Origin of the sequence: Winogradskyella sp. SYSU M77433 (genome assembly GCF_029911945.1) — a bacterium.
GTDB lineage: Bacteria > Bacteroidota > Bacteroidia > Flavobacteriales > Flavobacteriaceae > Winogradskyella.
This window is the reverse complement of the sequence record NZ_JARYTG010000008.1, coordinates 127,053-152,459: the sequence shown is the minus strand read 5'-3', so window position 1 is coordinate 152,459 and position 25,407 is coordinate 127,053. Positions and strand designations below refer to the sequence as shown.

The window sequence follows — 25,407 nt, the reverse complement described above, 5'->3', positions numbered from 1 at the left end:
GAAGTTTCAGGTTTTAAGTATGTCGATTCGCTTCTTTTGTAACACTACATAATAATTATCGAATACTTAAAATTAAGAATGAGCACATTCAAAGAATTGGGTCTTAACCAAGATCTACTCAATGCTATTGCCGATTTAGGCTTTGAGCAACCTAGTGAAGTACAACAGAAAGCTATCCCTGTTTTATTAGAAGAAGAGCGCGATTTAGTGGCTTTGGCACAAACCGGAACCGGTAAAACGGCTGCCTTTGGTTTTCCTATGCTTCAAAAAATCAATGTGGATAGTCGTACCACACAAGGACTTATTTTATCACCAACACGCGAACTTTGTTTGCAAATTACCAACGAGCTAAAACTTTATGGTAAATATTGCCAAGGACTAAACGTGGTGGCTATTTATGGTGGTTCTAGCATTACAGAACAAGCCAAGCAAATAAAAAGAGGAGCGCAGATTATTGTAGCTACTCCTGGTCGTATGAAAGATATGATTAGCCGTAAACTTGTTGATATTTCTAAAATTGAATATTCGGTTTTAGATGAAGCCGACGAGATGCTAAACATGGGCTTTTATGAAGATATGACCGAAATCCTATCGCACACTCCAGCCGATAAAAGCACCTGGTTATTTTCGGCAACCATGCCAAAAGAAGTGGCTGCGATTGCTAAGGATTTTATGTTCAACCCCATTGAAATTACAGTTGGTAACAAAAACGAAAGCACAAGCAACGTTTCTCACGAATACTATTTGGTAAATGCTAGAGATCGTTATTTAGCGTTGAAACGTTTGGCAGATGCTAATCCAGATATTTTTTCTGTGGTATTCTGTAGAACCAAACGCGATACACAAAAAGTAGCCGAAAAACTGGTTGAAGATGGTTACAGTGCAGGAGCATTACACGGAGATTTAAGCCAAAACCAACGTGATTTAGTGATGAAAGCTTTTAGAAACAAGCAAATTCAAATGCTTGTCGCTACTGATGTTGCTGCTCGTGGTATTGATGTTGATGATGTTACGCACGTTATTAACTACCAGTTACCAGACGAAATAGAAACTTACACACACCGTTCTGGTCGTACTGGTAGAGCCGGAAAAACTGGTGTTTCTATGGTAATTGTTTCAAAAAGTGAAGTTCGAAAAATTAAAAGTATCGAGCGTATCATTAAGAAACAGTTTGATAAGAAAGAGATTCCTTCTGGTATGGAAATCGTTGAAGTACAGTTAATGTCTTTGGCGAAGAAAATTCATACTACTGAAACCAACCACGAAATCGATCAGTATTTAGGCAGTATCAATGAATTGTTTAAAGATACTGACAAAGACGAATTGATTAAGAAATTCTTCTCTGTAGAGTTTAACCGTTTCTTTAACTACTACGATAAATCTAAAGATCTTAGCGTTGAAGACTATGGCGGAAGTGATAGAGATCGTGGAGATAATAAATCGTCTAACGATACACGTTATTTCATTAACGTTGGTCGTAAAGATGGTTACGATTGGATGAAGTTGAAAGACTTCTTAAAAGAGCAGTTAGAATTAGGTCGTGATGATGTCTTTAAAGTCGATGTAAAAGATAGTTTTTCATTCTTCAACACTGAAAAATCACAACAAGAAAAAGTATTGAACTTCTTTACCGATTTTAAATTTGAAGGTAGATTTGTTAATGTTGAAGTGAGTGAAAACCGTGGTGGTGGCGGAAGACGCGACAGAGGACGTGGCAAAGGCGGAAAACGCAGTGGTGGCGGAGAAAGACGTTCTAGTAGACGTAGCGATAGCCAACCAAAAAACGAAAGACGCTCTAGAAGAAGTGACAGTTCGGATAACCGTAGCGAAAGACGCAGTAACCGTTCTGGTTCAGACAGACCAAGACGTTCTAGACGTAAATAAGAATTCAATTAAAAATCCAAATTCCTTAATATGAATTTGGATTTTTTGTTTTTATGAGAACCTGTAGTCTATATCTCAACTGCGCTCGATATAACGTTCAACCAACCAAGTAAGTTTGTTAATATTTAGTCAAAAATAATAGGCTAATTATTAATGTCCGTTTTCTTTATTACCTTTACATCGTAACAGATACGCATGCGATATATCCTACTTTTATTTTTATGTTTTACTTCTGTACATAGTTATGCACAAGAAACTAGTACTGATAGTACAGAAACTGATGCGCCAAAAATGGTGAAAGGAACTATTATTAGTGCCACAACCGACGAGCCATTAAGTGAAGTAAATATCGTAAATATTAACCAAGTGGTCGGTGTGGCTACAGATGATAATGGTGAATTTGAAATTAAAGCCAAAGCCAACGACACCTTACACTTATCTTATTTAGGTTACAAATCCATAAAAGTAAGAGTTACCAATGACTGGTTAAAATTCGGAAATACGGAAATTACCATGACTGAGCTTGCTCTAGCTTTGGAAGAAGTTACCGTAAAGCAATTACAGTTAACGGGTTATTTGGAAGTAGACATAAAGCAAGTACCTATTCAATCTAATAACCAATACCGTATCTCTGGTTTACCAGGGCAAGGTTATGAAGGTGGAAAAACCAATATTGCTACCAAAGTGCTTGGTGCTATTTTTAATCCTGCAGATTTTCTCTACAACATGTTTGGTAAAAAACCGAACGAAATGCATAAGTTGAGAAAAATGAAAGAGGATGACGAAATCCGAAATCAGCTTGCCAAACGCTACGACAGAGAAATGTTATTGGTATTACTACAGGTCACTAAATTCGATTTAGATGAAATTGTGAACCAGTGTAACTATTCTAAAGAATTTATCAATACGGCTAACGACCTACAGATCTTAGACGCTATAAGCGAATGCTACGAAGAATACAAAGTTATAAAACGTAGTAAAGAGCGTAAAAGTGGTAAAGGGAAAGCTTAAGAATTAGAGTGTAAAGCGACACGATTCCCTTCCGTATCTATAAAAACTCCCATACAACCGTGTTCATCTGAAATTTTAGTTTTCTCTTGGTAGATTTTTCCACCTGCGGCTTCTACTCTATCCAATTCATTTTGCACATCATCAGACATAAAATACACCAAAGTCCCTTCTTGACTTGGAATGTAAGAGTCTTGTTTAATAAGTGTTCCCGTAGCTCCATAAGCGCCATTATTATCAGGAAACCAACCCATTTCTAGACCTCCAAAATCCACATCTTTAATTTCAACTTTAAAGACCGTTTCATAAAAGGTCTTAGCACGATTCATATCGTTTACGGGAATTTCAAACCAACCTACCATAGTTTTAAGTTTTTTAATATTAGTTTTATTTAGAAATAGACTTCGACAAGCTCAGTCTGAAAAGTTTAAATTTTTCTGCTTTCCATCAGTTCTAGTTACTTAGATTCTAAAATTCGTTTTAAATCGCTTAAACCTTCCTCAAAATCCTTTCCTACGGCTTTATCCATATTAAAGAACAAAAAGAAAATATTTGAAGGTGGTTTGTTCACTCCTGTAAAACCCCAAACTACTTCTGTTGTATTGGCATCAATCTCTCGAGTAGTAATGTAAGCATCGGACTGTGATTTCCAAGGTTTGTAAAATCGTAATTGACTTTCAACAGATGAATTTTCAGTAATTCCTGTAAGTTCTTGCTCACCTACTCCAACATCCTTATTGCCTTCCCAACGCGATACAAAACCTATTTCTCCATCAGTTCCTGTAAAAGTTTGCTTCATGTCAGGGTCTTTCTTTTTCCAAGGAGACCAATCATCTTGATTTTTAATATACTTCAGATAATTGAAGACTTCTGCAATGGGTTTTTTAATGATAACACTTCGGCTAACATTGTAGTTTTTGGGAGCTATAACTGCCAAAAGTATGATGACAGCAATAATGGCAAGGATAACATAGAGCGCAATAATCATGATATTTTAGTTTTTGGTTAGTGAACTAAATTTACAAAATTTAAGCTTCGGTTTGATACCGCTCTACTATAGCATCGTAATTTTTTATGGTTTTTTTAATCCAATCGAAACGTTTTTCTAGGATTTCTTCATCTGATAATTTCCAATGGATATCAGATTTTCTAAGCTTCGAAGTCACATGCTGAAGAATAATGGCTGCGGATACCGAAATATTCAAACTTTCGGTAAAACCAACCATAGGTATTTTTAGAAAAGAATCCGCTTCATCTAAAACTTGTTGCGATAAACCTTCGGTTTCCCTTCCAAAGAAAAAACAGGATTTTTGGGTGATATCAAAATCGATTAACTCACAATCATTGGTGTGTGGTGTGGTTGCTACAATCTGATACCCTTTTGCTTTTAAATCTTGAATACAGGATTTTACGGTGTGATAGCGATTCAAGTCCACCCATTTTTGTGCTCCCATGGCAATTTCTCGGTCGATACGTTTGGAATTGACTTCCTCAACAATATTCACTTCCTGAATACCAAAAACATCACAAGAGCGAATAACAGCACTGGTATTGTGCAATTGATAAACGTCTTCAGTAGCTACCGTAAAATGTTTGGTACGTTGAGACAGCACCTTATGGAATCGGTTTTTTCTGTTCTCAGTTAAGTACGATTCTAAATATTCTAAGAGTTTTAAATCTGGCATGAGCCAAAAATACATAATGTCATTCAGAGCGTAGCGAAGAATCTCTCGATTTCTTAAGATTGTAAAACGTGTTTCAGGATAAAGTCATTAAAAAGATTACCACGTCACTTTGTTCCTCGTAATGACATTTTGTATTTTTAATCCATGAGCAAACACATCGTTGTACTAACAGGAGCAGGCATGAGTGCCGAAAGTGGAGTAAAAACCTTTAGAGATCATGATGGCCTTTGGGAAGGTCATGATGTGATGCAAGTAGCCTCACCAGAAGGTTTTAGAAATAATCCTGCTTTGGTTCTTGATTTTTACAACCAACGACGTCGACAACTTAAAACCGTGACTCCCAATAGTGCGCATATCGCAATTGCCAACTTAGAAAGCGATTATAAAGTTACTGTGGTGACACAAAATGTAGATGATTTACACGAGCGTGCTGGTAGTACTAATGTAGTACATCTTCACGGTGAACTCAACAAAGTTAGAAGTACTGGAAATCCGAACGATATTAAATTCTGGACAGAAGACATTAACCTTGGAGATACCTGTGAAAAAGGTCACCAACTAAGACCACATATCGTTTGGTTTGGAGAGGAAGTGCCTATGATAGAAAAAGCCGTGGACATTTGCTACACGGCTGATATATTGGTCATCATCGGTACGAGTATGCAAGTCTATCCAGCAGCTAGTTTAATGCATTATGTTCCAGAGAATATTCCGATGTATTACATTGACCCGAAACCTGCCCTAAATAATGATGGTAAAGTAACGGTTATTGCTAAATCTGCCACAGAAGGTATCAAAGATTTTATAGCTTCTCTATAACTTACACTTGGGCAACCTCAGCATTTAGCTCTTCCATGATTTCAGCGAAAAGACGATAAGATTTTATTCTATCCTCACCATCATAAATATTGGTCACTGCTATCAGTTCATCAACACCTGTGTTTTCCAAAAAGCTTTCGACCTTACTTTTTACAGTTGCCTTACTTCCAATAAAAGAATATTTCAGCATTTGCTGCACCGAAGGATGATTAGAAACTTCTCGCAAATCGTCTGTCATTTCTATTGGTTCTTGCATATAATCGCGCTTTCCAGTAAGCAATCCAATAATCATTCTGTATAAGGACGTAGAAATACGCTCAGCTTCTTCGTCCGTATCTGCTACAATAATATTTACACCAGCCATAGTGTATGGCTGGTGTAAAATTTCAGAAGGTTGAAATTCGTTACGGTAAATATTTAGAGCATTGTACAAATGTGTGGTTGCAAAATGACTAGCAAAAGCATATGGCAAACCTTTTCTTGCTGCAAGATGTGCACTATCTGTACTCGAGCCTAAAATGTAAAGTGGCACATCTACTCCTTCAGCTACATTGGCTCGGACTCTTTTAGTGTAATTAGAATCCGAAAAATAACCTTGAATTTTTTCAATTTCCGAAGGGAAAGATTGTGCCGCTTGATAAAAATCTGAACGTATGGCTTGAGCTGTCTCTCTATCGGTTCCTGGTGCTCTACCCAAACCTAAATCGATACGGTTTGGATAAAGAATTCCTAAAGTCCCGAATTGTTCTGCTACAATTAAAGGAGAATGATTAGGCAACATAACACCACCAGAACCAACTCTGATGCGCTCTGTTCCTTCGGCTAATTTCCCGATTAAAATTGAAGTCGCACTACTACCAATGGCATCTGTATTATGATGTTCTGCCAACCAATAGCGCTTATAATTGAGCTTATCGGCAGCTTGTGCCAAAGCTAAAGAATGCTTAAATGTATCGCTTAAAGACTGACCTTTAGAAACTATAGCAAGATCTAAAATTGAATAAGCGATGTGTTTTTTCGACATAAATAAACTTATTTATATATTTAAAAGTTTCGATGTTTTAATTAAAAAATTAAAGGCTTTTTAGTGCCACTTGGTAAGTATCCCAAGTTTCATTATTTAGTGAATAATGGAAATTTCTGCCTATTTTATATTGACTAATAAGCTCAGCTTCAACCAACTTTTTTATATGATGACTCACGGATGGCTGTGCTAAAGACAATAAATTACAAGCATGAGTACATTCTAATTTTCCCTTATTCTTTTGCATGTATTGCAAAATTTTTAAACGGTTAATGTCACTCAATGCTTTAGATATTTTTTCAACTTGTTTTAAATCCATTATTCAAAATATATAGACAAATGCAAATGTATCAATATTATTTTGAAAGATAAAATTACACGTCTAATCTTTTAAAAAGCGAAAACCATAAAACGAAAATGCTTTATGGTTTCTCTCAAAATAATTGGTTGGTTAGTTTATCCTTTAGTATATATTAGAGTGACATCCTCTTGTACATCGTAGTAGTTTGTACCATTATACATTTCAATATTAAAAAAATCTGGAATAACAACAGTCATGGTATTTCCGGGAATAGTGCCTTGTAAGTTAGTGGCACCATAATGCACAATTACCATATCATTTTTTTGGTCCCAAACCGTATCTACATCATAACCATCTTGACATTCGTAATTATAGCTGTAGTCCGTAGCACTAACCACATCGGCATAAATATAAGTTAATGACGTAACCACTCTTGCAGTTCCATCAGCATTTAAGGTTACAAAATCACCATTGTAGCAAGGGGTTTCTTCAAATAAATTTCTAGATGCTGTACCATCATTATTGAAATCGAAAGCAGTTTCAATACTTAAAGATGTGAGCATCCAATTACCAGCTGGTGTTGTTTCGGATGGAGAAGCATCATCATCTGACGAACAAGACACAATGCCTAGAATAAGTAAAAGAGCAATAAAATTTTGGAATTTGGTTTTCATAATAGCTTAAATTTTTAATTCACTATAACATCGGAAAACCAAAAAAATGTCATCACAAATAATCTTAAAAACAGCTTATTAAGCATTATTATTTTGAAATAAACTAATAAAAATTTACATTAGTGTGATTTTTACACTTATAAAACTTATCAAATATTTTTATCCAAGCCATTATGAAACTCTTCAAACATTTATCTCTTATACTGATTTCCTTTCTAGTTGTAAACTGTAAGCAAAACACTGAAAAAAAAGTCTCTGAAGTTAGTGTTCAAAATGAAGCTAAAACAGATACAAAAGACTTTAAAACTTGGGCAATGACTCCACCTATGGGCTGGAACAGTTGGGATTGCTACGGTCCTACAGTAAGAGAAGATGAAGTTAAAGCGAATGCCGATTACATGGCAGAGCATTTGAAAGATTTTGGTTGGGAATATGTCGTTGTGGATATCAGATGGTTTGTAGAAAACACAAAGCGCCATGGCTATAACCAGAAAGATCCTATTTACGTTATGGACGAGTATGGTCGTTATTTACCTGCCCAAAACAGATTTCCGTCAGCTACAAAAGAAGATGGCTTTAAGGCCTTAGCAGACTACATTCACAATAAGGGTTTAAAATTCGGCATTCATATTATGCGTGGTATTCCGAAAGAAGCTGTAGAAAATAAACTTCCTATTAAAGGAACTGATGGCATTACGGCTGACCAAATCTATACTACCGAAAATCAGTGTAAATGGCTTAAAGATAATTATACCATAGTTGCTGATAAGCCAGGAGCACAAGAATACTATAATTCTATTTTTGAATTATACGCAGAATGGGGAGTTGATTTTATCAAAATCGATGACCTCTCTGCACCTATTTATCACGAAAAAGAAGTTGAACTTATACGAAATGCCATTGATAACTCAGGTAGAGCGATTGTATTAAGTACGTCACCAGGCGCTACTCCGTTTGATGCTGCTGAACATGTTAGTGAACATGCAAATATGTGGCGAATGGTTAACGATGTTTGGGATAGTTGGGATCACTTAGATCATTTATTTGACGTTAGCAAAGCTTGGTATCCTTACATTGGAGGTGGTACATGGCCAGACTGTGATATGATTCCGCTAGGACGACTATCCATTCGTGGTGAGCGTGGCGATGATCGCATGTCTAAACTGACCAATGACGAGCAATACACACTGATGACATTATTTAGCATATTTAGATCTCCATTATTTTTTGGTGGAGATTTACCAAGTAATGACGAATTTACGCTGTCTCTACTTACCAATAAAGACGTTCTAAAAATGCATGCTGAAAGTATAGATACCCAACCTTTGTTCTATAAGGAAAATAGTATTGCAATCACTTCAAAACATAAAGATTCTGGTGATACGTATTTGGCCTTGTTCAATATTTCTGATGAAGATACTTTAGATGTTGAAGTGAACTTATCAGGACTAAATCTTAATGGTAATATTACTATAACAAATCTTTGGACTGGTGAAAAGCTAGGTGTTTTTAATAATACATTTAGCCAAAATTTGAAACCACATGCTTCAGGACTTTATAAACTTGAAACCGCAGAATAAACTGTGACTAATCCTCTGGACTCAGTTTAAAAAATTCATTAACCGGTTTACCAAATACTTCAGATAGTTTTAAAGCTAAAACAGTTGAAGGCACATATCTATTGGCTTCAATAGAGTTTATAGTTTGGCGCGATACTCCTATTTTCTCTGCCAAATCGCCTTGTGTTAAACTCAAAATGGCGCGTTCTACTTTTATTGTGTTTTCCATTATCTGCTGCGTTTTAGAACTTCAAAAAATAGAATCTGGATTAAAAGCATAAATGACAATACCTGAAAATAAGTGAATGTGTCATTAAGATGTTCTTTTCCTAATACATTAAAGACAAGAACATTTACCGCAGGTTGCACCAAAGCATATAAAACAGCAAGTACAAAAGCTAAGGTGAAGGACTTTGCTCGAAGTGACACAATCATCTCATCCTCTATTTTTTCTTTGGATAGAGAAACAGCCAATAGACCAACCAATAAAGCGCGTCTTAAACCAAACTTAACCCATTGGTAATCGGTATCCGTAAACTTTAAGGCTATTAATGCTATAATGACGGCTACACAAAAAATAATAGCCCTGGTTTTCCAAGGATGAGCTAACTGAAACTGCGACCAACGTTCTATTCTACTACGTTCGCAATCTTGAATACGTTTTAAATTCATGACAAGTATATTTTATAATTAGTAAAATTATTTTTACTATATGACAAATATATTTTACATTTTGATTTTAAGCAAGTGTTTTAACATAAACTTGATTTTTTAGGAAATTTAGGCGAACTTCGTTAACTGTAGATATAAAATCAATAATACGGATTCATACCCCAAAAGTTAGCACTATTATACACAACCATGACATATAAAGAAATCCAAAATAAATTCGACAATAGTGATTTCATTTTTTATTATCATTATTTTTATGGTTTTTCTGAAAAATTATGCAGTTATACTTTTTTTATTAATAGTAATTTTAATTTTGATTTAATATTAAATTTTCATGAAAAACCTATAGATTTCTCTAAGGTTTTGTCAAATGATATAAGAGATTATAGAAGAGAACTTTACTTAAAATGTAAAACACCAGAAGCTATAAGACATAAGCTAAAATATATATTAGATAATCCATTTGAACTAAAAGATTCTTATTTGAAAAAATCTGAAATTGGTAAATATTCTTCATCTGACACCGTTAATCAAAGCTCATATATCAATCATAAGAACGGAAAATTTTCAATAAATTTAGGGGATGGGTTTGACCGAAATTTAATAATAACTAATGCGGAAATTGATTTTATGGATTTAGTAATGCTTGTTCATAAATGGTTAGACGAAATTTCTGATGATTTAATGAAATATTACGGTTACACTGAATAAAGTTGAATAGAAAAATTGTGGCAAACAACAGCTATAATCCATTGCAATCTTTCAGCTTAGGCGGAAAGAATCCTTGCGGATTTTCATGCAGCAAATCATAGCCAAACCGATAACGAAAGTTGAAATTAAATCTCAACTATTCTTCTCCTCAATCCATTTGCTCATATACTTAGTACTTTGCATGGTTTGGTGTTGCAATAGGTTACCGATAAAATTGTTTTCGCGATGCGATTTTATATTGCTTTGTAAGCTTGCTATTCGCTCAGCAAAATCTTGAGTGAAATGTGTTTTACTAAAACGGTTTTCTAAAATCTTAAAGCCTTGTTCTTGTTTAGTTTTCCAAAGATTACCATTGGTATAAAGTTCAACAGCCTTTTGGGTAAAGGTTTCTGCTTGGTCTTCTATAAAGCCATTTGTTATACTATTTGAGTTATCCTCTGGTGAGACTTCGACAGGCTCAGTCTGACAAGCATTGAAGCTAAACATACCTTCTGCCGCAATGCTAGACATTACGCAAGGTGTTCCGTTTTGCATGGCATCTACTAATTTGCCTTTCAGTCCTGCGCCAAAACGTAACGGAGCTAAACATACTTTGGCGTTTTTCATGACTGCGTTGACGTCTTCAGCAAACCCTTTGATTAAAAAGCCTTCTTTCTCATTATGTAATTGGGTGACCTTTTGTGATTCGTAAGCACCATAAATATGAAGTTCTGCTTTGGACAATTGCTTTCTTATCAATGGCCAAATGGTCTGTTTTAAATACAAAACCGCATCGTAATTTGGTGGATGTAAAAAATTACCAATGGTTATAAAATGTCCTCGATTTTCAAAAAGTGGTAATTGCGATTGCGCTGCTTTAGACACTGGCTCTAACAAAAATGGCACATAGCACAAAAGTGCTATATCAATTTTGAATTGCGTGGTTAGGATTTCAATTTCAGCTTCGGAAATAATCAGGCTTAAATCGCAACGATACATACTGGCTATTTCGCGTTTAGTAGTATCGTTTTGTAATAGTTCTGTTGTGAGTTCGGTATTTTGCTTTAATGCCAATTCCCTAGCTTTTCGTAAACCATGAAAATCTTCGGTATCCAAAATCCGTAAAGCATCAGGGCACTGCTCTGCAACGCGCCAACCAAACTGCTCTTCTATCATAAAGCGATCAAAAAGTACAACATCTGGCTGTAATTGGCTTACGAAGTCATCAAAAGATGCATCGTTTAATTTTATCGCTTGAGTTGCGATATTCAGCGTAGATAAATCAAACGTGTTTGCTGATTTTTTTGCTGTTGAAGCAAAGGTGATATCAAAACCTTGACTCTGAAACTGCTCTAACAACTGTAACATTCTACTTCCAGCTGCAGAACTTTTTGGTTCTGGCCAAACAAAGCCTATGACTAATAATCGCTTATTCATGCTGGTAAAAGTCCAAAAACAAAATCAATAATTCCAGAATTTTCTGTGGTAATTCAGAAAAGGTATGTCAATTTACTGTGGTTCTTTCATGAACACGTATTTAATCCGTGCCATTTCAACCCATTTTATCACAGCATCAATTTGCTCTTGGGATAACTTAGCATCACTATGTGCCCAAGTATAGCTTTCTAAAGGCATACTTTTTCGCTCCACCTCTTCTGCTAATTCCTCAAGTTTATGATCTTTCTTTTTATCGGAATAGCTTGACCATTTCGATACATCAAAATGTTTTTTTCCATCTTCTACATGTTCCGCCAACCAATAATTAACAGGTGTAATATTATTGTACCAAGGATAGCGCGTGTGATCACTATGACAATCAAAACAGGCATTTTTTAGAATTTGCGTTACATCTTCAGGTGGATTGGTTTCCGTTAAAAAGGTATTTACCGAAGCGATATCACCTTCATTTTTTTCAGGCCCAAAGAATTGTGCGATAATAAATATCACCAGAAGGAAGAGCAAAAGCTTTTTGAGAATCTTCATTTTTGATTAATTTAGATGTCTAAAGTTAAGTATTTTAAATTGACAAAAAACCAACTTTACGAAGAATTAAGTTACGTTAACCACTCGCGTGAAAAACGTCTATTCTATTCTAAAATGGTATTGGATCATCCTGAATTGGTTTCATATCTGTTAGATATCCTCTTTGACGTAGATGATAACATTTCGTGTAGAGCTGCTTGGGTTTTTGAATTTATGTGTGGTGAGAATTTAGAAGCTGTAATTCCACATTTAGACACTTTCACTGAAAATGTTTCCAAAGTTCATCTTGATCCTGCAGTAAGACCCGTGGCCAAGGTTTGTGAATATTTAGCTATAGCTCATTACAAGGAAAAGAATCAAAACATCATTAACGCGCTCACTACTCAGCACAAAGAAAAAATTATTGAAGCTTGTTTCGATTGGATGATTAATGATGAAAAAGTGGCTCCTAAAGCTTATTCTATGAATACGCTGTTTTTGTTAGGTAACGAATTCGATTGGGTACATCCTGAACTTGTTATAATTTTAGAACGAGATTTTCATATACAAAGTGCTGCTTTTAAGGCTAGAGCTCGACATATTTTGAAGAAGATAAAAAAGTTAGAAGCGCGAAGTTAGAAGCTTCAAGTATTGCTCAAAAAGCTAAAAAACTTCATGCCCTAGACTTCTTACTTACAACTTACTTCCCTATCTTTGGGGCTTCAAAATTTTATAGCAAATGCAATACTCAGTACTTAGCGCCATTTCACCAATTGATGGTAGATATAGATCTAAAGTTGAAGCTTTAGGAAATTACTTTTCAGAAAAAGCATTGATAAAATATCGTGTTTTAGTTGAAATTGAATATTTCATTGCTTTGTGCGAATTGCCATTACCACAGCTAGAGTCTGTTCCGCATTCCGTTTTTCCTGATTTAAGAGACATCTACGAGAACTTTACAACTAACGATGCTTCTGCTATAAAAGACATTGAAAAAGTTACCAATCATGATGTTAAAGCTGTTGAATATTTTATAAAAGAACAGTTTGACAAACTTGGGTTATCGGATTACAAAGAGTTTATCCATTTCGGATTGACGTCTCAGGATATTAACAACACAGCAATTCCTTTGAGTATTAAGGACGCTATGAATGATGTTTATGTTCCTGAATATCTTTCGGTATTAGAAAAAATTGAAAGTTTAGCTAAAGAGTGGGAAAATGTACCTATGCTAGCCAGAACTCATGGACAGCCAGCATCTCCTACACGTTTGGGTAAAGAAATTGAAGTTTTTGTGGTGAGACTGAAAGAACAGTTCAATTTATTGAATGACATCCCAAGTGCTGCAAAATTTGGTGGTGCAACAGGAAATTATAATGCTCATAAAGTGGCTTATCCTAATATTGACTGGAAAGACTTTGGAACAAAATTCGTTCAAGAAAAATTAGGTTTACAACATTCATTTCCAACAACACAAATAGAGCATTACGACCATATGGCTGCGTTGTTTGATGCTTTAAAACGTATTAATACCATTATCATAGATTTAGATCGTGATATTTGGACATACGTTTCTATGGATTACTTTAAGCAAAAGATTAAAAAAGGGGAAGTTGGAAGTTCTGCTATGCCACACAAAGTAAATCCTATTGATTTTGAAAACAGTGAAGGTAATCTTGGGATTGCTAATGCAATTTTAGAACATTTGTCTGCAAAATTACCTATATCAAGACTACAACGTGACCTTACAGACAGTACAGTTTTAAGAAACGTTGGTGTACCTTTTGGACATACTATTATTGCTTTTAAATCTACCTTGAAAGGTTTAGGCAAGTTATTACTTAATGAAGCTAAATTTGCTGAAGACTTAGAGAATAACTGGGCTGTTGTGGCAGAAGCTATTCAAACTATCTTAAGACGAGAAAATTACCCGAATCCTTATGAAGCTTTAAAAGGTCTTACAAGAACTAACGAAGCGATTACTAAAAGCTCCATATCAAATTTTATTGATACTTTAGAGGTTTCAGATGCAATAAAAACCGAACTAAAAGCGATATCTCCAAGTAACTATACTGGTATATGAAACTATTACCCGCGAACAAAAATGATATCGCAAGAATTTTTGTATTTATAATTCCTGTTACTTTTTTTGTTGCTGGAATGTTTGATGCCTTAAACAATTTTCTTGTGAAGATTTTATTGTTTTTAGGGTTTGCAGCTTTAATAAGTGTTGCTATAACTTACGCTTTAAAAAACGAGGAAAAAGAAAATCGCCTTGAAGATGACCTTCAAGACGATTCTCATTAACATTTAAATAATACTGTCAGTTTATTATTTAAAAAAATCTTTAAAGCTATTTAACTGCTCGTTATCTATATCTGCTTTTTGTAAAACATCAGATAGTTTCATAAGCTTACCTGCATTCATATCATCACCCAAAACTCTCACTACAATAAAGCCTTGATCGCTAGAACTACCGAAAAGTATTAATTCGTCTATACTCGCTTCGGAATCACCAATAAATTTTATAGAAAACTTACCATCTGAAGTAGAACCTCTCATCAGTTCTTCGTACTTCTCATCTTTAAGAATCGTTTTAACTTTTCCTAATTCAGTTTTGTATTCTTCGGTATTTTTATCGTCAGCCTTAAAAGCTAAAATATTTAATTTATCTACCGACTCATAAGCTTCTCTTTGGTCTTCAGTAAGATCGACACCTTCTAAGTTTATAAAACTTGCAGGTACATCACCAGAAATAAAACCTGGTTTTAATTCATTATCTACATAATAGGTTTGCAATGTTGGCCCTTGGTTACAGCTTAGAAAAACTGTAACCAAAAGCAACATAACCATTGATTTTTTGATTGATTGTATCATAGGTTTATTTACTTTTCTTTTCACCTGCTTTTTTCAGATTATCACCACCTGGAACGTCCATTTTATTAGTGATTTTAGAAATCTGTCTTAGATCGATATCGCCTGTTAGAGATAATATAAGTGTTTCAAACTCTCTTTTCTTTCCGTTGATTTCAATGTTTTGTCCTTCGGTTAATTCTTTTAAACCTGTGATAAACATTAATAATTCTTTTACATGGTTTTCGTCCTTACCTTCTCTAACATAAAACTTCACGGTTTGCTCACCATCTTTAAAACGCATTAACTCTTCTAAGTTTGCTGATTTAAGGTAATTGGTTACTGTAGACTTCATATCAGAAGATACTTTTTCATCACCAGTTGTAAATACTTTAAGACCTGTTATTTTTTTAGCCATTTCTAAGAATTCTTGATCTTCTTTATCATCTAAATCAATATCTATACTGGCTAACATTCTGAACATTTTTTGATTGATGACAAATGATGACACACCTTCGATATCTTCAAACTTATCAAATACACCTTGAGCAAACGTTGCTAATGGTGCTAGTAAAAGTGCTGCTATAATTACTACTTTTTTCATAATTTCTAATCTTTAAATTTGTTTACTTGTTTTTTAAAATTCTGTTTGTTACTTGATTAAATTCACTTAGCCTACTTGCTTGCTGAGCACCTTCATTAATGTTCTCTCCAACTAAGGCTAAATTGGTTAATTGTTCCTTGCCCTCATTCATTCCTAATGAAACTAGACTCAAAGCTTCCATAGTTCTATTATAGGTTTCCATGGCTAGTTCTCGCTGTTTTAATTCTTCATCAGAAGGACCAAGAATTTTGGGAACAATTATGCCTAACATAAGAACGGCTACAGCTGCGACAGAAATCCACTGATATAATCTTGTTTTTTTCTTAGTGTTTAATGGAACGTCTTTGGTAAACTGCTCTTGTTGAGACAATGAAAAGTATTGAAACAAAGGCTTGTATTGCTCTAAATGCGGTGCTACATCATCACTATTAAAATAAGCCTTTAACTGCTTTTCTTCGGCTAACGATGTCTCTGCATTGTTATACTTTTCTATTAATTTTTCTATATTATTTAATACCATATTGATGCGTATTAGTTAATTTTTCTCTTATTGTTTTTCTTGCTCTTGATAAATTGACACGTATTGCGGTTTCATTCATATCTAACATTTTAGCTATCTCTGTAAAATCGTATTCTTCAATATCTCTTAGCTGCACTATTATTTTTTGTTGTTCGGGTAAATCGTCCATAATTTTTGATACCCAATCCACACTATCCTTTGCTTCTACTTGCTTTTGTAATGACGAACTGTTGTCTGTATAATTACTATGAACAATTTTAAGATTCTGCGCTTGTTTAGACTTCAGTCTATCTAAACAGAAATTCTTTGTCATTGTCATAGAAAAGGCTTCCACATTTTTATAGTCGCCAATTTTCTGTTTGTTATTCCATAATTTCAAAAGTATTTCTTGTGTAGCGTCTTCAGCTTCTTCACGAGAAACCAATAATCGTTTGGCTAAACGAAATACTTTATCCTTAAATGGCATTACTAAGCTTACAAAATCTGTCTGCTTCATTACTTTTTGATTGGTGGTTAAAAGCTTTTTTACTTGCTTTCATAATTACGACGAACCACATTACATTTTGTTACAAAGTTTTTTTATTTATAATAATGTAAGTAAATTTAGAGTTTTACAACTATGTGTAAAATTTTGCTACTAAAGAAAAAATTGAAACTATGAAAAAGTATATTAACCTATTATTTGCGGGAGTTGTATTACTATCCTTATCGAGCTGTTTTGATGATATGGATGATAATATTACCTACTCTAGTACAGATGTAAAGGATTTTGTATGGAAAGCTATGAATGCTGTGTATCTATATAAGTCTGACATTCCTGATTTGGCTAACGATAGATTTTCTTCCAACGAAGAGTACAGTGATTATTTAGCTACCTATGAAACACCTGAAGTTTTATTTGAAGATTTAAAATATGATCCACAAAACGTAGATAAATTTAGTCGCATTTATAGTAACTATTATGATTTACAAAATCAATTACAAGGCACATCATTAAGTAATGGATTAGAATTTAATCTATACTATGTGCCTGGAAGCGACTTTGAAGTTTTTGGTGTTATAACTTTAGTATTGAACAATAGTGCTGCCTCAAATTTAGGTTTACAACGCGGACAAATTTTTAGGGTGGTAAATGGTGAAACCTTAAATGAAACGAATTATGCTAGCCTATTGAATTCGACCTCATATACATTGAATTTTGCTGATTATGATAATAACGGAACTGAAGACACGTCTGATGATACTATAACCTTAAATGGCGAAAGTGCTGATCTTACTAAAGTCCAGTATACTGAAAACCCTGTCCACACTGTAGAAACTTTAACAGTAGACGGAACTTCAATTGGTTATTTACTATATAATAGATTCACTAGCAATTATGAAGATGAATTAAATGATGCTTTTGGACAGTTACAAGCTGCTGGAGTAACAGAATTAGTTTTAGACTTAAGATATAATGGCGGTGGTTCTGTACAAACAGCTGCATATCTTGGCAGTATGATTACAGGACAGTTTAATGGAAGTATTTTTTCTAAACTACTGTTCAATGAAAACCTAAGTAATAATGATACAAATTACTTATTTACTAACTCAATTCAAGGAGGAGGCTCTATAAATAGCTTAAACCTATCCAAGCTCTACGTGTTAACTACCAATAGAAGAACAGCTTCAGCAAGTGAAATGATTATAAACAGCCTAGAAGCATATATTGATGTTGTAGTAATTGGTGAAAATACGGTTGGAAAATCTCAAGCTTCAAACACAGTTTTTGACTCTCCAAGTTTATTTGGTACGGACAACATTAATCCAAACCACACGTATGCTTTACAGCCCTTAATTTACTTTACAAGCAATGTAAATGAAGAAATTGTTCCTAGTACTGGAATAGTTCCTGATGTAGAAATTACTGAATCTCCAAGTAATCTTGGAATTTTGGGTGATGTTAACGAACCTCTTTTAGCAGCAGCTATACAAGATATAACTTTAAACGGAAGGCCTTTAAATCAATCTATTGAAACTATTAGTTCTTTACGACTTATAAAATCGAAATTGAAACCACTAGAACAAGACATGTATATTGAATAAAAAAAGAGCCACTTAAAAGTGGCTCTTTTTTTTATAAGTTGAGATTGAAACCTAAATTAAAACCTCGACCTCTTGTTGAGAAACCATAAAGCTCTTGATAATCCTCGTTCAAAATATTGGTGAGATTAGCAAAAATGGTCATTGTATTTTTTAACACCTTATGACTGATATAAAAATCTAATAAGTTATAAGATTTCAATGCTACAATATCATTCATAAAAGTAGTGCTGTTATAAACAGAATCATTACGCTCATCATTATACTGATACGACAAACTCAACATCGTAGCATCGCATAACTGATAATCTAACCTAGAATTAACTTTGATTTCAGGAATTCTCAAATTTAAGTCTTCATCTACTTTGGTATAAGTTCCGTTAAGATTAAGATTTAAGTTTTTTGCTATTTTCAATTGTGCTATAAGCTCCAAACCACTTGCTGTAAATGATGTATCTACATTACTATATTGATAAACGAAATTTCCTAAATCTACAAAATCTATAAAATTGTCTTCATTTCTATTAAAATAAACCAAACTCACTGTAGCAATATCCTCTACCAATAACTCAGCTCCTACTTCTATCGTTTGATTTTCTTCTGGTTCTAAGTCTGCATTACCATAAGCTGGTTCAAACAATTGATATAAAGACGGTGTTATAAAAGCTGTACTATAGCTCGCCAATCCTTTAATGTATCCAAAGGACAAATCCTTTTTAAAAGAAGGGTTTACACTATACACTAAATGACTTCCATACTCACTGTGGTTATTTAAACGTGCGCCAGCATTAATATTCAAACCAAAATCTGACACATAGACTACATTAGCATAAGGATCTGTAATGGTAAATTGTGCGTTTTCTGGATCTATGTCTTGACTAAACTCTGTTTCTCCAAAAGGAATGGAAAAACTTTCCATTTGGTTATCCTGAAAATTCACACCCAAAACTGTATAAAACTTTTTGTTAAACGTGTATCTATTATAAGCATCTACAACAATACTTTGGGCATCATATCGCGAAGGGTAGCTAGACTGAATATCTCTTTCAATATCATTATAAACAGCATTAACAGTAATACTACCATTATTGTATTTGAATTCTGGAGAAGCCCCTATTCTATATTGTTTAGATTCTGAAACATCATCAGTATCAACCATAGCAAAGCTGTCATCAAAATTAGCTTTATAATTATCAAAACTAGCATAAGTGTTTAGCTTAAAATTACTGCTGAATTTATATCCTAGTTTTAAATTACCATTATAACTGTTAAAAGGGTCGGACTCTGTACCATTTGAAATTGCCGACAACCCATCAGTGTATTGGTGTCCAAAACTAGCTAAATAATTAAAATCACCAAGACTTCCATTTAAAGACACACTGTTTCTAAAATCTTCAATTGCATAATCGCTCTCTTTTGCGGTTTGGTTGGTTCCCAATACCGTTTTTAAATTTAAATTAACAGCTTTTTTTGAGGCTTCTTTCAATTTAATATTGATTACAGCTGTTGCCGCACCTGTGCCGTATAATGTACTTGAAGCACCCTTTAAAATTTCTACAGATTCTACCTGATCTGCATTCAACAAACGTAAATCGTAATCATTGGCTATCTGAGATGGATCTGTAACCTGAATACCATCAATGAGTACCAAAACCTGTCTGTTTCTTCCACCACGAACAAAATAACTTAAGTTTTGCCCTGCATTACTTCTAACACCATTGATTTCGATACCTGCAGTTCTTCCTATAATTTCTGCAATAGACTGTCCTTGAAGTTTTTCTAAATCTTTTGAAGTGATTTTTGTGATAACTTTACCTGAATTTTCACGTTTGAGTTGAAATTTAGAATCCGTAACTACAACTTCGTCTAGTTGTTCAACTTTTAAAGAGTCGGATGGTGTTTGTGCCAACCCAACAGTAAACATACCCATACCAAGTATGTTACAAAACAATTTTGTTTTGTTCATTTTAAGAATTAATTGCTCGAGAGAACATACAGCGATGATGAGAAAATGAATTCTCTATTATCGAGTAAACTTTTATCCCGAAAGTTTGACTTTGTTTGATTTGAATTTGGCAGGTCTCCTGACTTATTTTCTATTGCCCTAACCTTCCCATTCTTAAAAGAACAGTGGTTTATGAAGTAAGCAATAACCGAAAATGGTACCGAAAATGTTTCGGCAAAAATTTACAGTTGCGGGAACAGCTCTGGATTTTCACCAGATTCCCTTTTAATCGAAGTGGCTGTATCTCACCTTAATTTTAAGACATAACCTTATCGAACCAAAAATTCTCAGCAAAAATAGAACATTAAAGAATTTTAGAAGTGAATAATTTACTTTTTCTTATTCATTTTATAAATGAGATAAATAAAGCCAATTACAAAATGAGCTATAATGATTCCTGCAACAATATATAGTGTTAAATTTGAATCTCCTCGCATCTTATTGTAGTTTTACCAAATTTACCAACAGAACAAAAATTGTTTCGTTACAAAGGTTACATATGAGAAAGTTTCTAGTTTTAATAATTTTATTGGTTCTATTACTTGGCTGTAAAGAAGACAAAGATGCTTCAAGAATCTTACCTGAATTACCAAGCAAAGACCAAAGTGCATTAATACTAAAATATGCCGAAGGATTTGCTATTGAAGATTATTCTAGCCATAAAATTTTAATCATAAAAAATCCTTGGCCTGAATCCGAAAAGAGTTATAAATACCTTATCGCTTCAAAAGAACAATTATCGAAAATGACCTTTCCAAAAGATGAATATGATACTTTTATAACTGATAGTATTTCCAAAATTGTAGTAACCTCAACAACTCATATTCCCGCTTTAGAACTCTTGGGTGTGGAACAAACTTTGGTTGGTTTTCCTGGCACAGACTATGTGTCTTCTGAAAAAACTAGAGAACGTATAGATAATGGTAAAATACGTGAACTTGGAAAAAATGAAGGTATAAATACCGAAGTATTGTTAGACCTAAATCCTGATATAGTTATTGGTTTTGGTGTTGATGGTGTTAACAAAACTTTTGAAACCATAAAAAAAGCTGGAATACCAGTAATTTACAATGGAGACTGGGTAGAATCTTCTCCTTTAGCTAAAGCGGAATGGATTAAATTTTTTGGTACAATTTATAATAAAGAAGCTAAGGCTGACTCTATTTTTAATGCTATTGAAGCAAATTATTTAGAAGCGAAAAAATTAGCAAAAAACGCAAGAAATAAACCAACAGTTTTAAGTGGAGCTATGCATAAAGATGTTTGGTACTTGCCCAATGGCTCTAGTCCTGAAGCACAACTTCTAAAGGATGCTAATGTAAATTACCTATGGAAAGATACTTCTGGAAATGGCAGTTTAGCATTGAGTTTTGAAGCCGTTTTTGAAAAAGCAAAAGATGCCGATTTATGGTTAAGTCCTTCTTATTACAGCAGTTTAGAACAACTTGAAAGTGCCAATGCCTTATATACCAACTTTAAAGCTTTTAAGAATAAAGCTATTTATAGTTTTACAAATACTACTGGTAAAACAGGCGGTGTTTTATACTACGAATTAGGAACAGCGCGACCAGATTTAATATTAAAAGATCTTATAAGAGTTAGTCACCCTAAATTATTAGAAGATTATACTCCTTTCTTTTTTAAACCACTTGAATAGTTGAACAATCAAAATACATATTACACCTCATTTACAATACTTGCCTTAGTTTTGGTAATATGTTTTTTTATAAATATAAGTCTTGGCTCTGTAAGTATTCCTCTAAAATCAACCATTTCAATTCTACTTGGAAATTCTGAGAATGAAACTTGGCAAATCATTATTACAAATGTTAGATTACCAAAGGCTATAACTGCAATTTTGGTAGGTTCAGGACTGGGTATTTCAGGGCTTTTAATGCAAACACTATTTAGAAACCCCTTAGCAGGTCCTTTTGTTTTAGGTATCAGTTCTGGTGCTAGTTTAGGTGTAGCTTTGGTTATTTTAGGTTCTGGGTTATTTGGTGGTCTTTTTGCTTCAACTTTAATTTCTAAGTGGAGTATTGTTATCGCTGCTAGTTTGGGGAGTTTTTTAGTACTTATGGCTGTGTTAGCTGTATCGAACAAAGTAAGAGACACTATGGCAATCCTTATTATCGGATTAATGTTTGGAAGTATAACTGCTGCAGTGGTGAGTGTACTTTCATACTTCAGCTCTGCAGAACAATTACAACAATACATTTTTTGGGGATTTGGAAGTCTAAGCAACCTATCTTGGAACGAACTCTTAATTTTCTTTGGTATTTATTGTGCAGGAACTATTCTGAGCATTTTTTCTATCAAAGGGCTCAACAGTTTACTATTGGGTGATAATTATGCCAAAAGCTTAGGCTTAAATCTCAAACAAAGTCGCTTAATTATCATTTTAGCTACAAGTCTTATTGCAGGTACAATTACTGCTTTTGCTGGTCCGATTGCTTTTATTGGCTTAGCCATTCCACATTTAACACGACAGATTTTTAAAACCTCAAACCATAAAATCTTATTACCTGCTGTATTTTTGTTTGGAGCTATAGTGATGCTAATTTGTGATAGCATAGCGCAAATACCAGGAAGCGACTACACCTTACCTATCAATGCCATTACAGCTTTGGTTGGTGCACCAGTTGTGATTTGGTTATTGGTTAGACAACGAAAAATGATGTTTTAGAAAAGTTAGAATTATGAAGGTAGACCTTAATTGTCATTCCGCACTTGATGCGGAATCTTATAAGATCCTGAATCAAGTTCAGGATGACAGAATATTTTTTAAATTTTGAAAATCACCAATCAACATACCATCCTAAAAACAGAAAACCTTATCATTGGTTATAAAACCAAAAAGGAAGCAACTGTTATTGCCCAAAATATCAATTTTGAATTACAAAAAGGGCAATTAATAGGCTTGGTTGGTGCAAACGGTATTGGAAAATCCACATTATTAAGAACACTTATAAAAGTGCAACCTGCTTTATCTGGGAAAGTGTTACTCAACAATAAATCCCTAGAGTCCATTTCACCTATTGAACTGGCTACTCAACTTAGCATTGTATTAACCGAAGCTTTAACTTCAAAAAACCTTTCTGTATTAGAACTTGTGGCTTTGGGCAGGCAACCTTACACCAATTGGATTGGTAATCTTAGCCATACAGACATCGATATTATTAACTCTGCATTAGAGCAAATCAATATTGCTGACTTAAAATATAAAAAGTGTTACGAGCTTAGTGATGGTCAACTACAAAAAGTAATGATTGCTCGTGCACTAGCACAAGATACAGACATTATTGTTTTAGATGAGCCTACTACTCACCTAGACATGTATCACAAAGCTTATATCCTGAAACTACTTCAAAGGCTGACAAAAGATACAGGAAAAACAATCTTGTTTTCCTCTCACGAAATTGATTTAGCCATTCAACTTTGTGACCATATGATTGTGATGACGCACAATAATATATTTTACGACCAACCTTGTAATCTTATCTCACAAGGTGTTTTTGAGTCTCTTTTCCCTGATGACTTAATTACTTTTGATAATACCTCTGGTGGATTTAAAGTGAAGAAATAACTCCTATTTCTTCTCGCTTCTTACTTCAGACTTCAGGCTAAATATTTATCTTTGATAAATTTCCTTTTTAAAACATGAACGACACACTCATTTTATTTATAGCCATATTAATATCTGGCGGAATTGGCGCTTTTATCGGCTTAAAATTTGCTCAATTAAAGAGTAAAAGTGACAAAAGTACTTTAGAAGAACGCAACGCCAATCTTAAAAAACAATTTGAAGAGTTAAAACAAAATTCTGAACTAGAAAATGAAAAACAACATATACTTTTTAATCAGCAATTGCAAGATTTAAAAGAAACCATTTCTAAGATAGAAATAGAACGTGAGGATATTCGTAAAGAGAAAGATTTCCTTAACGCTGAACTTTCACGAAGAAATACCGAATTTGAAAATCTTCAACAACACAACCTAAAACGTGACGAAGAACTTGCCAAACAACAAGAACAATTACGCAAAGATTTTGAATTGATGGCTTCTAAAATATTAGATGAAAAGTCAGAAAAATTCACACTTCAGAATAAAGAAAACATTAAAAACATTCTTAATCCACTTGAAGAAAAAATAAAAACTTTTGAAAAGCGTGTTGAAGATTCTCAAAAGGAAAGTATTAGTATGCATTCAGCTTTAAAAGAACAATTGTTGGGCTTAAAAGATCTTAATCAGCAAATGGCTAAAGAGGCCACTAACTTAACAAAAGCTTTGAAAGGTGATAGTAAAACCCAAGGAAATTGGGGAGAATTGGTATTGGAACGTGTTTTAGAAAAGTCTGGTTTGGAGAAAGATAGGGAATATTTTGTTCAGCAGAATTTTCAACGCGAAGATGGTTCTCGTGTAATGCCTGATGTGGTTTTACATCTTCCTGATTCAAAAATAATGATTATCGATTCCAAAGTGTCCTTAACGGCTTACGAACAATTGGTAAATGCTGAAGATGAGGAACGCCCTTTATTTTTAAAAGCTCATGTTAATTCCATTAAAAAGCATGTGGATCAACTTTCCGCAAAAAACTATCAAGATTTATATGATATAGAATCCCCTGACTTTGTATTGATGTTCATTCCTATTGAACCTGCTTTTGCTGTTGCTATTAATGAAGATAACACACTTTACAATAAAGCATTTGAACAAAATATAGTCATAGTTACTCCTTCTACCCTTTTAGCCACATTACGCACCGTTGATACCATGTGGAATAACGAAAAGCAGCAACAAAATGCTATGGAAATTGCCAAACAAGCAGGTGCGTTGTATGATAAATTTGAAGGTTTAGTTTCAGACTTAACTGGTGTTGGTAAAAAATTAGATGCTGCTAAGACTGACTATTCTGCTGCCATGAACAAACTTGTTGAAGGTAAAGGCAACCTAATTTCGAGAGTTGAAAAAATTAAGAAAATGGGTGCCAAAGCAAAAAAAGCACTACCAGAAAGCATTATAAAGCGTGCTTCGGATGATGATATTTAGAAAATTATATTAGAAA

28 protein-coding genes and 1 riboswitch are annotated in these 25,407 nt (G+C 33.9%); of the genes, 13 read left to right on the top strand and 15 right to left on the bottom strand.

Annotation, left to right across the window (positions count from 1 at the left end; genetic code table 11):
• Positions 1–78: 78 nt before the first annotated feature.
• Together QGM60_RS15705 and QGM60_RS15700 are read left to right on the top strand one after the other, a co-directional pair.
• The gene (locus tag QGM60_RS15705; protein ID WP_281141202.1) at positions 79–1,884 is read left to right on the top strand and encodes a DEAD/DEAH box helicase; all 1,806 of its coding nucleotides are present in this window, start codon (positions 79–81) and stop codon (positions 1,882–1,884) included.
• Between the two features lie 189 nt (positions 1,885–2,073).
• On the top strand, positions 2,074–2,895 hold the full coding sequence (locus tag QGM60_RS15700) for a carboxypeptidase-like regulatory domain-containing protein (protein ID WP_281141253.1): 822 nt from the start codon (positions 2,074–2,076) through the stop codon (positions 2,893–2,895).
• Here the strand turns inward: QGM60_RS15700 and QGM60_RS15695 are convergent.
• The 3 genes from QGM60_RS15695 to QGM60_RS15685 all read right to left on the bottom strand — a co-directional run bounded on the left by QGM60_RS15695 (position 2,892) and on the right by QGM60_RS15685 (position 4,577).
• On the bottom strand, positions 2,892–3,254 hold the full coding sequence (locus QGM60_RS15695) for a VOC family protein (protein ID WP_281141201.1): 363 nt from the start codon (positions 3,252–3,254) through the stop codon (positions 2,892–2,894). The genes QGM60_RS15700 and QGM60_RS15695 overlap by 4 nt on opposite strands.
• Positions 3,255–3,349: 95 nt before the next feature.
• Positions 3,350–3,880 carry an SRPBCC family protein gene (locus QGM60_RS15690; protein ID WP_281141200.1) on the bottom strand — a complete coding sequence of 177 codons (531 nt, stop codon included), beginning with the start codon at positions 3,878–3,880 and terminating at the stop codon, positions 3,350–3,352.
• Between the two features lie 40 nt (positions 3,881–3,920).
• On the bottom strand, positions 3,921–4,577 hold the full coding sequence (locus tag QGM60_RS15685) for an RNA methyltransferase (RefSeq protein ID WP_281141252.1): 657 nt from the start codon (positions 4,575–4,577) through the stop codon (positions 3,921–3,923).
• A gap of 144 nt (positions 4,578–4,721) precedes the next feature.
• Between QGM60_RS15685 and QGM60_RS15680 the strand changes: the two genes are divergently transcribed.
• On the top strand, positions 4,722–5,396 hold the full coding sequence (locus QGM60_RS15680) for a Sir2 family NAD-dependent protein deacetylase (RefSeq protein WP_281141199.1): 675 nt from the start codon (positions 4,722–4,724) through the stop codon (positions 5,394–5,396).
• 1 nt (position 5,397) lies between these two features.
• On the opposite strand, the gene QGM60_RS15675 is transcribed toward QGM60_RS15680, so the two are convergent.
• The 3 genes from QGM60_RS15675 to QGM60_RS15665 form a co-directional block, all read right to left on the bottom strand.
• A complete protein-coding gene (locus QGM60_RS15675) occupies positions 5,398–6,420 on the bottom strand; it encodes an LLM class flavin-dependent oxidoreductase (protein ID WP_281141198.1) in 1,023 nt (340 codons plus the stop codon).
• A 49-nt stretch (positions 6,421–6,469) separates the two neighbouring features.
• The gene (locus tag QGM60_RS15670) at positions 6,470–6,739 is read right to left on the bottom strand and encodes a metalloregulator ArsR/SmtB family transcription factor (protein ID WP_281141197.1); all 270 of its coding nucleotides are present in this window, start codon (positions 6,737–6,739) and stop codon (positions 6,470–6,472) included.
• Positions 6,740–6,876: 137 nt separating this feature from the next.
• Complete coding sequence (locus QGM60_RS15665) at positions 6,877–7,395, bottom strand: hypothetical protein (RefSeq protein WP_281141196.1); 519 nt, start codon at positions 7,393–7,395, stop codon at positions 6,877–6,879.
• 173 nt (positions 7,396–7,568) lie between these two features.
• Here QGM60_RS15665 and QGM60_RS15660 point away from each other — a divergent pair, with 173 nt between their 5' ends.
• Positions 7,569–8,975: a glycoside hydrolase family 27 protein gene (locus QGM60_RS15660; protein ID WP_281141195.1), complete on the top strand. Its 1,407-nt coding sequence runs from the start codon at positions 7,569–7,571 to the stop codon at positions 8,973–8,975.
• Positions 8,976–8,982: 7 nt separating this feature from the next.
• Here QGM60_RS15660 and QGM60_RS15655 read toward each other — a convergent pair whose 3' ends face one another.
• Together QGM60_RS15655 and QGM60_RS15650 are read right to left on the bottom strand one after the other, a co-directional pair.
• Positions 8,983–9,183: a helix-turn-helix transcriptional regulator gene (locus QGM60_RS15655; RefSeq protein WP_281141194.1), complete on the bottom strand. Its 201-nt coding sequence runs from the start codon at positions 9,181–9,183 to the stop codon at positions 8,983–8,985.
• Positions 9,183–9,626: a hypothetical protein gene (locus QGM60_RS15650; protein WP_281141193.1), complete on the bottom strand. Its 444-nt coding sequence runs from the start codon at positions 9,624–9,626 to the stop codon at positions 9,183–9,185. Before QGM60_RS15650 ends, QGM60_RS15655 begins: the two co-directional genes overlap by 1 nt.
• A gap of 189 nt (positions 9,627–9,815) precedes the next feature.
• On the opposite strand from QGM60_RS15650, the gene QGM60_RS15645 reads away from it, so the two are divergent.
• Positions 9,816–10,337: a hypothetical protein gene (locus QGM60_RS15645; protein WP_281141192.1), complete on the top strand. Its 522-nt coding sequence runs from the start codon at positions 9,816–9,818 to the stop codon at positions 10,335–10,337.
• 132 nt (positions 10,338–10,469) lie between these two features.
• Here the strand turns inward: QGM60_RS15645 and QGM60_RS15640 are convergent, their stop codons facing one another.
• Together QGM60_RS15640 and QGM60_RS15635 are read right to left on the bottom strand one after the other, a co-directional pair.
• Positions 10,470–11,753 (bottom strand): glycosyltransferase, encoded by a 1,284-nt coding sequence (locus QGM60_RS15640; RefSeq protein ID WP_281141191.1) that lies wholly within the window; start codon positions 11,751–11,753, stop codon positions 10,470–10,472.
• Between the two features lie 72 nt (positions 11,754–11,825).
• Entirely contained in the window at positions 11,826–12,299 is a 474-nt protein-coding gene (locus QGM60_RS15635; protein ID WP_281141190.1) for a heme-binding domain-containing protein, read from the bottom strand.
• A gap of 15 nt (positions 12,300–12,314) precedes the next feature.
• Here QGM60_RS15635 and QGM60_RS15630 point away from each other — a divergent pair, with 15 nt between their 5' ends.
• From QGM60_RS15630 to QGM60_RS15620, 3 genes are all read left to right on the top strand, one after another.
• The gene (locus tag QGM60_RS15630; protein ID WP_348634911.1) at positions 12,315–12,917 is read left to right on the top strand and encodes an adenylosuccinate lyase; all 603 of its coding nucleotides are present in this window, start codon (positions 12,315–12,317) and stop codon (positions 12,915–12,917) included.
• Between the two features lie 100 nt (positions 12,918–13,017).
• On the top strand, positions 13,018–14,361 hold the full coding sequence (gene purB / locus QGM60_RS15625; protein WP_281141189.1) for an adenylosuccinate lyase: 1,344 nt from the start codon (positions 13,018–13,020) through the stop codon (positions 14,359–14,361).
• The gene (locus QGM60_RS15620) at positions 14,358–14,585 is read left to right on the top strand and encodes a hypothetical protein (protein ID WP_281141188.1); all 228 of its coding nucleotides are present in this window, start codon (positions 14,358–14,360) and stop codon (positions 14,583–14,585) included. Before purB ends, QGM60_RS15620 begins: the two co-directional genes overlap by 4 nt.
• A gap of 24 nt (positions 14,586–14,609) precedes the next feature.
• Here QGM60_RS15620 and QGM60_RS15615 read toward each other — a convergent pair whose 3' ends face one another.
• From QGM60_RS15615 to QGM60_RS15600, 4 genes are read right to left on the bottom strand one after another with little or no spacing between them, the layout of a single operon-like run.
• Complete coding sequence (locus tag QGM60_RS15615; protein ID WP_281141187.1) at positions 14,610–15,155, bottom strand: DUF4252 domain-containing protein; 546 nt, start codon at positions 15,153–15,155, stop codon at positions 14,610–14,612.
• 4 nt (positions 15,156–15,159) lie between these two features.
• Positions 15,160–15,735 carry a DUF4252 domain-containing protein gene (locus tag QGM60_RS15610; protein ID WP_281141186.1) on the bottom strand — a complete coding sequence of 192 codons (576 nt, stop codon included), beginning with the start codon at positions 15,733–15,735 and terminating at the stop codon, positions 15,160–15,162.
• A gap of 22 nt (positions 15,736–15,757) precedes the next feature.
• Positions 15,758–16,255, bottom strand: a complete 498-nt coding sequence (locus QGM60_RS15605) for a hypothetical protein (RefSeq protein WP_281141185.1) — start codon at positions 16,253–16,255, stop codon at positions 15,758–15,760.
• Positions 16,242–16,751 carry a sigma-70 family RNA polymerase sigma factor gene (locus QGM60_RS15600; protein ID WP_281141184.1) on the bottom strand — a complete coding sequence of 170 codons (510 nt, stop codon included), beginning with the start codon at positions 16,749–16,751 and terminating at the stop codon, positions 16,242–16,244. The genes QGM60_RS15605 and QGM60_RS15600 overlap by 14 nt, the downstream gene beginning before the upstream one ends.
• Positions 16,752–16,912: 161 nt before the next feature.
• On the opposite strand from QGM60_RS15600, the gene QGM60_RS15595 reads away from it, so the two are divergent.
• Positions 16,913–18,340, top strand: coding sequence for a S41 family peptidase (locus QGM60_RS15595; RefSeq protein WP_281141183.1), 1,428 nt, complete (start codon positions 16,913–16,915; stop codon positions 18,338–18,340).
• A 31-nt stretch (positions 18,341–18,371) separates the two neighbouring features.
• Here QGM60_RS15595 and QGM60_RS15590 read toward each other — a convergent pair whose 3' ends face one another.
• Complete coding sequence (locus QGM60_RS15590; protein ID WP_281141182.1) at positions 18,372–20,303, bottom strand: TonB-dependent receptor; 1,932 nt, start codon at positions 20,301–20,303, stop codon at positions 18,372–18,374.
• 90 nt (positions 20,304–20,393) lie between these two features.
• A riboswitch (cobalamin riboswitch) is annotated at positions 20,394–20,610 on the bottom strand.
• A 231-nt stretch (positions 20,611–20,841) separates the two neighbouring features.
• On the opposite strand from QGM60_RS15590, the gene QGM60_RS15585 reads away from it, so the two are divergent.
• The 4 genes from QGM60_RS15585 to rmuC all read left to right on the top strand — a co-directional run bounded on the left by QGM60_RS15585 (position 20,842) and on the right by rmuC (position 25,391).
• Positions 20,842–21,999: an ABC transporter substrate-binding protein gene (locus tag QGM60_RS15585; RefSeq protein WP_281141181.1), complete on the top strand. Its 1,158-nt coding sequence runs from the start codon at positions 20,842–20,844 to the stop codon at positions 21,997–21,999.
• Entirely contained in the window at positions 22,000–23,028 is a 1,029-nt protein-coding gene (locus QGM60_RS15580; protein ID WP_281141180.1) for an iron ABC transporter permease, read from the top strand.
• Between the two features lie 105 nt (positions 23,029–23,133).
• A complete protein-coding gene (locus QGM60_RS15575) occupies positions 23,134–23,928 on the top strand; it encodes an ABC transporter ATP-binding protein (protein ID WP_281141179.1) in 795 nt (264 codons plus the stop codon).
• Positions 23,929–24,002: 74 nt separating this feature from the next.
• Positions 24,003–25,391, top strand: coding sequence for a DNA recombination protein RmuC (gene rmuC / locus QGM60_RS15570; protein ID WP_281141178.1), 1,389 nt, complete (start codon positions 24,003–24,005; stop codon positions 25,389–25,391).
• Positions 25,392–25,407: the final 16 nt, after the last annotated feature.